Genomic DNA, 9,449 nt, shown 5'->3' with positions numbered 1-9,449 from the left:
CCGACCCCCTTCGGTGTCAGGCCGCACTAGCGGGCGCTAGCTTCTCGCATAGCAGCCCCGCTAGACCGCGGATGGTTATGGTGGAGATGTCAGCGGACGGGATGCGAACCCCCGTTTCGGTCTCGATGCGGGTGCGTAGTTCGAGGGCGCCCAGCGAGTCCAAGCCGTACCCGGAGAGCGCCCGGTCGGGATCGACGCTGCGACGCAGAATCAGGCTGACCTGATCGGAGATCAGACGCCGCAGCCAGGTGGGCCACTCGTCCACGGGCAGCTCGTCGAGCTCAGCGCGCAGTTTGCTTGTGCCCGTTTGGTTTTGCCCGACGGAGCGGAATGCCTGCGCAAACAGGCTGCGCTCGGCGAGGATCGCAAACCAGGAGGTGCCGGTGATCGGCGCGTAGCCGGTATAGGCCCGGTCGTGGCGCAGTATCGATTCGAATGCGTAAGCGCCCTCGTCGGGGGCGATTGCAATGTCGGAACTTTCCGCGAGCGCGGTCGCGCGCCCGATCTTTGCCCAGGGGCCCCAGGCGATTGCGGTGGCCGGCAGGCCCCGAGCCCGCCGCCAGTGGGTGAAGCCGTCCACCCAGCTGTTGGCCGCGGCGTAGGCGCCCTGCCCCGGCGAGCCCACCAGCGCGGCCGCCGAGGAGAACGAGCAGAACCAGTCCAGCGGCTGCCGGGCGGTTGCAGTATGCAAGTTCCACGCGCCGTAGACCTTTGGCGCCCAGTCATGCGCGATCAGCTCGTCGGTGATGTTGGCCAATGTGGCGTCCTCCACGACCGCCGCCGCGTGCAGTACGCCGCGCACCGCAAGCCCCGTCGCTGTCGCTGTGGCCACCAGCCGATGCGCGGTGTCGGATTGTGCGATATCACCGCATTCCACCACGATGTCGGCGCCGGTCGCGCGGATTCGCTCGATCGTCGCCAGCGCATTGCGCGTCGGCTGTGAGCGTGAGGACAGCACGATACGCCCACATCCCGCGGCGGCCATCTTCTCCGCCAAGAACAGCCCAAGGCCCCCGAGGCCGCCGGTGATGAGGTAGGCGCCGTCGCGGCGGAACACCCGAGCCTGCGCCGGCGGCACCGTCACCCGGTGGTGGCCGGTGTGCGGGACGTCAAGCACGATCTTGCCGGTATGCCGGGCGCCGGCCATCGTTCGAATGGCGTTGCCGGCTTCGGCAAGCGGGTAGTGCGTGCTCTCCGGCACCGGGAGCACACCGTCCGCGATGAGCTGGTACACCGTGGTCAACATGTCGTGAACCCGGTCGGGTTCGCTGTACGACAGCAGCGCCAGGTCGACGCCGTGAAACGCGAGGTTGGGCCGGAACGAGAAGAGGCCCAGCCGGGTTTCGCGCTTGCCTATCTCGACGAATCGTCCACCGAGAGCGAGCAATTTGAGGCCCGCGAGTTGAGCGGCGCCGGGGAGCGAGTTAAGCACGATGTCGACGCCATACCCGTCGGTGTGGCGCCTTATCAGGTCGGCGAACTCGGTGCTTCGCGAATCGTAGACATGGTCGATGCCCATGTCGCGCAACACTTGACGACGTTGCTCGCTGCCCGCTGTGGCGAAGATTTCGGCGCCGGCGGCCCGGGCCATCGCGATCGCCGCCTGTCCCACCCCGCCCGTCGCAGAGTGGATCAAAACGCGGTCACCGGCCTTGATATGAGCCAGCTCATGCAGGCCGTAATACGCGGTGGCGTGTGCGGTTGGTACCGCCGCGGCCTGCCCATCGGAGAGTCCAGCCGGCAGCGTCACCGCCAGGCGCGCGTCGCAGGTGATGAACGTGGCCCAGCATCCGTCGCCACAAAGACCCCCAACGTGATCGCCGACCTTGTGGTCCGTCACACCTGGCCCGACGGCGGTCACCACTCCGGCGAAATCGGTGCCCAGCTGTTGTCGTCGGCCCTCGAAGGCGGGATAGCGATCGAACGCGATCAGCACATCGGCGAAGTTGATGTTGGAGGCACTGATTTCGACCTCAATCTGGCCCGGCCCCGGCGCAACCCGGTCGCGGGCAATGAATTCCACCGACTCCAGATCGCCGGGCGTGCGGATTTGCAGGCGGACGCCGTCGAGCTCGAGGTTGGCGATGGTGGTTTGCCGCTCTTCCGGGCGCAGCGGACTCAAGGCCAACCGCGCCGTGTACCACGCGCCGTGTCGCCAGGCCGTCTCGTCTTCCTCGGACCCGCCGAGCAGTTGGCGGGCGAGCAGCCCGGCATCGGTGTCATCGTCCACATCGATCTGAGTGACCCGCAGGTGTGGATGCTCGGTGCCGATCACGCGCAGGAAACCCCGCAGCCCGGCCTGCTCCAAATTGGGCACGTCACTGGCCACTACGGTCTGCGCGTTGCGCGTCACGACGTAGAGACGCGGGAGTTCGCCGGGAATGTCGGGCAATTCGCGGGTGACACGCACCAGATGTTGCACGGCCTCGAGGCCCAGCAGCGGCGACCGGTCACCGGAGCCGCCTTCCCCTGGTCCCGTCGCGATCACCAAGCCGCCGAATCCACCGGCACGCAGCTGATCTCGAAGCCGTTCTCTGTTCAAGGTGTGGTCGGCGTGCGGCGGCCAGCACATGGTGGTGCATTGTGCGCCGAGCTGTTTCAGCGCGTCCCCCATCGGGGCGACGGTATCGGCGGTGGTGCCGACGACCAGCCAGGCTCCGGGGTTGTCGTGTTCCGCCTCCGGTAGTTCGCGTTGCCGCCATTCGATCGTCAGCGATCGCTTGGCCAGCAGCCGTTCGTCGTGGTCGCTTTCGGAAGCTCCGGCACCCAAGCGCAGTCCCTGCACGGCGAGTAGGACAACCCCGTTCTCATCGAGCATTTCGAGGTCTGCCTCCACGCCGGAAGCGTCGGCTTTCGTCACCCGGGTGTAGCAGTAGCGGGCCCTGCGGGCAGCGTCATAGGAGCGGAGCCGCCGGAGACCCAGCGGCAATGCCAGCACATCTTCACCCAGCGCACGCAACTCCGGGTGCGCCGCGACCGACTGAAAGCAGGCATCGAGCAGCGCCGGGTGCACCCCGTAGGCATCTTGCTGCGAGCGGATCTGGCCTGGCAGCTTGACCTCGGCCAGCACAGTGCGGGTCGCGCCCTCGCCGGTGTGCAACGCGGCGAGACCGCTGAATGCCTGACCGTATCGAATGCCGCGTTCGTCCAGGCGACGGCGCACCTCGGCGCCGTCCTCGCGGCCCGGGTGCGCGGCGAGCAGCGCGGAGATGTCGTGCGCGGGAGGGGGATCCGCCGCTGCGGCAGACAGCACCGCGGTGACCAGCTGCGTTTGTTCGCCCCCCTCATCGGACTCCACGGCGAAATCGGCGGCGCCCGCTGATGACAACGCCGCCGAGGCGCCGATCGTGGTCTGCTCGTCCAGCAGCAGCGCATGTTCGAAGCGCAGGTCGCGGACTTCAGAGGCGTTGCCGAGCACAGTGCGCGCGGCCGCCAGCGCCATTTCGCAGTAAGCAGCCCCCGGAAACACGGTCACATCGCGAACCTGGTGATCGCCGAGCCAGGGCTGGGCGGCGGTGCCGACCTCGGCCTGCCAGACGTGGCGCTCCGGGTCTTCCAGCAAGCGCACGTGGGCGCCCAACAGCGGATGCACCGAAACGGTGCAACCGCCGTGTATCGAGGGTTGAGCGCCGCGGCTCAACAACAGCCGGCGGTGCGTCCAGGTCGGCAGCGGCGCGTCCACCAGCCGCCCATTCGGGTAGAGAGCGGAGAAGTCGACCGCAGCCCCCGCGCTGTACAGGTCCGCGACAAAACCGCGTAAACCGTGGGGCTGCGCCTGCTCGCGGCGCATGGCGGCCAGGGCGGCCAGCGGCATGTCGAGACTGCGGGCGGTCTGCTCGACCGCGTGGGTGAGCAGCGGGTGGGGCGCCAGCTCCGCGAAGACCCGGTAGCCGTCCTCCAAAGCGGCCCGCACCGCCGGGGCGAACCGCACCATCTGGCGCAGATTCTGCACCCAGTACCCGGCATCGCAGAGCGGCCGCTCGCGCGGGTCGTAGAGGGTCGCCGAGTAGAAGGGAACTTCCGGCGGCATCGGGTGCAGCTCGGCGAGCGCGTCGGCCAGATCGTCGAGAATCGGGTCGACCTGGGGGGAGTGCGAGGCGACGTCGACGGCGATCTCGCGGGCCATCACGTCGCGCGCTTCCCAGGCCGCGACCAGATCGCGCACCGTCTGGGTGGCACCGCCGATCACTGTGGACTGCGGCGACGCCACCACCGCCACCACGGCGTCGTCGACACCACGGGTCACCAGCTCCGAAAGCACTTGCTGGGCAGGCAGTTCCACCGAGGCCATTGCACCGGCGCCGGCGATGCGGGACATCAGCCGGGAGCGCCGGCAGATGACGCGCAACCCGTCTTCCAGCGATAGCGCTCCCGCGACGACGGCCGCCGCGACCTCACCCAGGGAATGCCCGATGACCGCGCCCGGGTGCACCCCGTACGAGCGCATGGTGTCGGCCAGCGCGACCTGCATGGTGAACAGGGTCGGTTGAATCCGGTCGATACCGGTCACGGACTGCGGGGCGGTCATCGCCTGGGTCACCGAGAACCCGGACTCGTGGGCGATCAGTGACTCGGCGGCCGCGACGGTCGCGGCGAACACCGGTTCGGTCGCCAGCAGCTCAGCTCCCATTTGAGCCCACTGCGAACCTTGTCCCGAGAACACCCAGACCGGTCCGCGGTCGTCCTGCCCGGCCGCGGCCTGATACGGAGTGTCGCCGTCGGCGACCTCGCGCAAAGCCTTGGTTAGCTCCGGCCGGCTACCCGCAATGACGGCAGTGCGCACCGGGCGGTGCGCGCGCCGGCGCGCCAGGGTGTAGGCCAGATCCGTCAAGGCCACCTCCTCGTGCGCCGCCACCCAGTCGGCCAGGCGGCCGGCGGTGCGGCGCAATTCGTCGGCTGAGGTGGACGACAGCGGGAACAGCAGGGGTGCCGCCGTAACCGACTCGGCTGGGATGGTTTCGGGCACAGCGGATTCGGGAGCCTGCGCTGGGGCTTGCTCCACGATGGCGTGTGCGTTTGTTCCCGAAAGTCCGTACGACGACACCGCCGCCCGTCGGGGATGGTGACCATTGGTCGGCCACGGTGTAATCGTCTGTGGCACAAAGAGTTCGGTCTTTATTGCGGCCATTTGGTCGGGCAGCCGGGTGAAGTGCAGATTTTGCGGAATCATGCCGTGCTGGAGGGCCAGGATGGTTTTCATCAGCCCGAGCGTTCCGGCGGCCGACTGGGCATGCCCCAGGTTGGTCTTCACCGTCGCCAGCGCGCAGGGGCCGTCGATGCCGTAGACGGCGGCGAGGCTGGCGTATTCGACCGGGTCGCCGACGGGCGTGCCGGTGCCGTGCGCCTCGATCATGCCGACGCTGCGGGCGTCGACGCCGGCCGCGGCCAACGCCGCCTTGTACACCGCGGTCTGCGCCTCGACCGAGGGTGTGGCGATGTTGACGGTGTGGCCGTCCTGGTTGGCGGCACTGCCGCGGATGACGGCCAGGATCCGATCGCCGTCGCGCAGCGCGTCGGACAAACGCTTGAGTAAAACCACGACGCAGCCCTCAGCAGACGCGAACCCGTCAGCCGCGACGTCGAACGCGTGGCACCGTCCGGTGGGAGACAGCATGCCTTCCGCGGAACCTGCGACGAACTTCCGCGGATCCAGGATCACCGCGGCGCCACCCGCCAGGGCGAGGTCGCTTTCACCGTCGCTCAGGCTGTGGCAGGCCAGGTGCACTGCGGTCAGACCGGACGAGCATGCGGTGTCCACCGTGAGCGCGGGACCGTGGATGCCCAAGGTGTACGCGATCCGCCCGGATGCCAGGCTGAAACTGCTGCCGGTGAATCCATACGGCGCCTCCACGGCGTTCGCATCGGCGGCCAGCAGTTGATAGTCGCCGTGCGTCAGACCCACGAACACCCCGGTGAGCGAGTCGGCCATGGTCGCTGGAGTCAGGCCGGCGTGCTCGATGGCCTCCCAGGAGGTTTCCAGCAGCAACCGGTGCTGGGGGTCGATCGCGGTGGCCTCGCGCTCGTTGATCCCGAAGAATTCGCAATCGAAGCCGGCGACGTCATCGAGGAACCCACCCCACTTCGTCACCGATCGACCCGGCACTCCCGGCTGAGGGTCGTAATATTCCTCGGCGTCCCAGCGGTCCGGCGGGACCTCGGTGACCAGGTCATCTCCGCGTAGCAAAGCCTCCCACAGCCGCTCAGGGGAGTCGATGCCCCCGGGCAGTCGACAAGCCATGCCGATGACAGCGGTGGAAGTGAGGGTTGCTTTGTCCACGGCCGTTACCTCTTCTTATCCGGCGGGGTGGTAAGCGCGTTTGAATTCGAATTTGCAGATGGGACCGCCTGGTCGAGTCGGCGCGTCTTCGACAATTGGTTGCGGCCGGAAACGTCGGGTGCCGGGCGTGATACCGGTGCCCATTCCAATTGATCGATTACGGAGCCGTTGGGGTGCAATCCCGGGCTCTACCAGCGCAAACACATAATCAGAGTTCGGCTCGAGGTCCGAATATGCAATCGCTCCGTGGAACACTTGGCGGTCCGCCTCGGAAAAATCGGCCCTGGGTGGCGCCAGCTCTCGCGGCGCTTTGCTGATTACTCGCCTAGGCAAATCTGGAATGACTGATTTCCCGATATTCGCCAATAGGCTGGGTCGCCATTCGGTGCGGAAGTGACCAGACTCTCGTGGAGGCGGGACATTTGATTGTCGCCCCGTCAGTAGCTGTTTCCGGCCCTCAAACCTCATCCGACTTCGCCCGCCTCAAAGGCGTATGAGTCGACGGCTGCGCCAGCGTGGCCGCTCTCGCCACTTTGCCGGGCGGAGCGGAGATGCAGCGCGAATGGTTGCGCTCTCGACCATCCGGCAGTTGGTTGAGACTTCGGCGAAGGTCTGCCACAAGTCGTCCTGCGCCGGTTGTCGTCGGCCGCAACGAACAAGTCGGCGTTGTCGTTGTCGACGGGTCGATCATCGGTTCTCCCACCCCGCAACTCGACATGCGTGGAACAGACCATACCCAAGGTCTCGTTGTCGCGCGCCGCCTTGAGGCAAATTTTCCGAAGTGACCAGTGTGTTAGCTGTGCGTTAAACCACGATGGGGGTTACGGCCCGGCGGAGAAGCCTCCGCGGGTGGCGCCGGCGCGTGCCAGGCGCTGGTGGCGGTTAGCGCGCCTGGCCCTGCGAGGCCAGGAAACCCGCGACCCCGCGGACCATCGCGTCGGCATACTTCTGCCTGCCCTCGGCCGATTCCATCAACGCCGAATCCGCTGGGTTCTTCATGTTGCCGCACTCGACCAGGATCGACGGGTACTGCGCCAGGTTCAGCCCAGCCAGGTCCGAGCGACCGTAGAGCCCGTTCTGGCCGATGTAGTTGGCCGGCGGAATCCCGGAGGCCTGCATCTGGTCGCGCATGATCCGCGCGTACTGCACCGACGGGCCGGCCTGCACCTGGTTGAGCGGCGGGGCCGAGTAGTTGACGTGGAAGCCCCGGCCCGACGCCGGCCCGCCGTCGGCGTGGATGCTCAGCACCGCGTTCGGGCGCAGCGCGTTGGCCATGTTGGCGCGCTCGTCGACGCACGGCCCCAGCCCGGTGTCGTTCCCGCGGGCCAGGGCGGTCCGGACGCCCAGGGCGTTCAACTCCTGGCGGACCCGCAGCGCGGTGTCCCAGGTGAAGGTGTGTTCCTGATAGCCGCTGTTGGTCGACGTCCCGCTCGCCTGGCAGTCCTTGGTGCCGCCGCGGCCGGTGGGCACCTGACGGCTGATCGAGGCGTCGTTGGAGCCGTTGTGGCCGGGATCGATGAAAACCACCATGCCGGCGATGTTGGAGGGAACCCCCCATGCGGCCGGGACCGCGGTCGGGGTGATTGCCGCCGACACGGCGACCAGCACACCGATGACCAACCTGATGCCGACACGCCTGCTGACTCTTAGGTCCACGGCGCAAAGGTAGCCTCGCGCGGTCTACGCTGGGTGTTTCGAATCGCCGGACACACGCAGGCGAAACCAACTCGAGACCAAGATGCGAGGGGACTGTCATGCAACCTGGAGGCGACATGTCGGCGCTGCTGGCCCAGGCGCAGCAGATGCAGCAGAAGTTGATGGAAGCCCAGCAACACCTCGCCAACGCCGAGGTGCACGGGCAGGCCGGCGGTGGCTTGGTCAAGGTGACGGTGAAAGGCAGCGGCGAGGTGGTCGGGGTGCGGATCGATCCTCAGGTGGTCGACCCCGGGGACGTCGAGACGCTGCAGGACCTGATCGTCGGCGCCATGGCCGACGCGTCGAAGCAGGTCACCCGGATGGCGCAGGAGCGGCTCGGCGCGCTGGCCGGCGGTCTCGGCGGGCCGCCCCCGGGCCAACCCCCGGCCCCGGCGCCGGGGCTCTAGATCCTCCGCCGACATGTTTGAAGGACCCGTCCAGGATCTGATCGACGAGCTCGGCAAGCTGCCGGGTATCGGGCCCAAGAGCGCCCAACGCATCGCCTTTCACCTGTTGTCCGTCGAGCCCCCGGAGATCGACCGGTTGACCGCGGCGCTGGGCAAGGTCCGCGACGGCGTCCGGTTCTGCGCGGTGTGCGGCAACGTCTCCGACAACGAGCGGTGCCGGATCTGCTCGGACCCCCGCCGGGACGGCTCGCTGGTGTGCGTCGTCGAGGAGCCCAAGGATGTCCAGGCCGTCGAGCGCACCCGCGAGTTCCGGGGCCGCTACCACGTGCTGGGCGGCGCCCTGGATCCGCTGTCGGGGGTGGGGCCCGATCAGCTGCGGATCCGCGAGCTGCTCAGCCGGATCGGGGAGCGGGTCGACGACGTCGACATCGCCGAGGTGATCATCGCCACCGATCCCAACACCGAGGGCGAGGCGACCGCCACCTATCTGGTCCGGATGTTGCGTGACATCCCCGGCCTGACCGTGACGCGGATCGCCTCCGGGCTGCCGATGGGCGGCGACCTGGAGTTCGCCGACGAGCTGACGCTGGGCCGCGCGCTCGCCGGCCGCCGGGCGATGGTCTGAGGTCGCTCAGGACTTAATTAATCGGAACGGCCGGGTGACGGTCGAGCCTGGACCTCCACACCCGTCCGACGTGGTCGTCGTGCCCTCACCGGCAAGCGACACGGCGTCGAAGCTGTAGTCGACGGTTGCCGGGACCGAGGCTCCGTTCGCGCACGGCGCCTGCGTCGCGCCGCTGTGGGTCCAGCGTCCGTTCGCGAGGTCGAACTCCCAGCTGATGACGAACGTCCCGCCGTCCTGCGAGGTCGCCAGCGTGCAGTCCGACCCGCACGGGGCGAACAGCCAATTGGTCGACTTGTCGCTGTCGGTATAGAGCACGGTGTACCGACCGCTCGGCACCTCCGGGGCGGCGTGCGCGGGGATCGGCGTAATCAATGCGGCTGCGACGAGCAGGGCGCCGCCGCCCGCCCACCCCGGCCGGCTGCTTCTCGCGATGTCTTTCCTCACG

5 protein-coding genes are annotated in these 9,449 nt (G+C 68.0%); 2 read left to right on the top strand and 3 right to left on the bottom strand.

What is annotated here, in order from left to right; genetic code table 11:
* Positions 1-16 precede the first annotated feature (16 nt).
* On the bottom strand, positions 17-6,238 hold the full coding sequence (gene pks2 / locus G6N51_RS17435) for a sulfolipid-1 biosynthesis phthioceranic/hydroxyphthioceranic acid synthase (protein ID WP_083175442.1): 6,222 nt from the start codon (positions 6,236-6,238) through the stop codon (positions 17-19).
* A 921-nt stretch (positions 6,239-7,159) separates the two neighbouring features.
* Positions 7,160-7,933: an Rv3717 family N-acetylmuramoyl-L-alanine amidase gene (locus G6N51_RS17430; protein ID WP_083175439.1), complete on the bottom strand. Its 774-nt coding sequence runs from the start codon at positions 7,931-7,933 to the stop codon at positions 7,160-7,162.
* Between the two features lie 98 nt (positions 7,934-8,031).
* On the opposite strand from G6N51_RS17430, the gene G6N51_RS17425 reads away from it, so the two are divergent.
* Together G6N51_RS17425 and recR are read left to right on the top strand one after the other, a co-directional pair.
* Positions 8,032-8,379 (top strand): YbaB/EbfC family nucleoid-associated protein, encoded by a 348-nt coding sequence (locus G6N51_RS17425; protein ID WP_083175436.1) that lies wholly within the window; start codon positions 8,032-8,034, stop codon positions 8,377-8,379.
* 13 nt (positions 8,380-8,392) lie between these two features.
* Positions 8,393-9,004: a recombination mediator RecR gene (recR, locus tag G6N51_RS17420; RefSeq protein ID WP_083175433.1), complete on the top strand. Its 612-nt coding sequence runs from the start codon at positions 8,393-8,395 to the stop codon at positions 9,002-9,004.
* A 6-nt stretch (positions 9,005-9,010) separates the two neighbouring features.
* Here recR and G6N51_RS17415 read toward each other — a convergent pair whose 3' ends face one another.
* On the bottom strand, positions 9,011-9,448 hold the full coding sequence (locus G6N51_RS17415; RefSeq protein WP_083175432.1) for a hypothetical protein: 438 nt from the start codon (positions 9,446-9,448) through the stop codon (positions 9,011-9,013).
* Position 9,449 lies beyond the last annotated feature (1 nt).

It is taken from the genome of Mycobacterium paraseoulense (assembly GCF_010731655.1).
Classification (GTDB): domain Bacteria; phylum Actinomycetota; class Actinomycetes; order Mycobacteriales; family Mycobacteriaceae; genus Mycobacterium; species Mycobacterium paraseoulense.
This window is presented reverse-complemented; position numbering and strand designations above follow the sequence as displayed.

What these genes read in the sequence shown, in the direction of transcription:
- pks2 (WP_083175442.1), bottom strand. Translation starts at nt 6,238, where the DNA reads ATGGCTTGTCGACTGCCCGGGGGCATCGACTCCCCTGAGCGGCTGTGG.
- G6N51_RS17425 (WP_083175436.1), top strand. Translation starts at nt 8,032, where the DNA reads ATGCAACCTGGAGGCGACATGTCGGCGCTGCTGGCCCAGGCGCAGCAG.
- recR (WP_083175433.1), top strand. Translation starts at nt 8,393, where the DNA reads ATGTTTGAAGGACCCGTCCAGGATCTGATCGACGAGCTCGGCAAGCTG.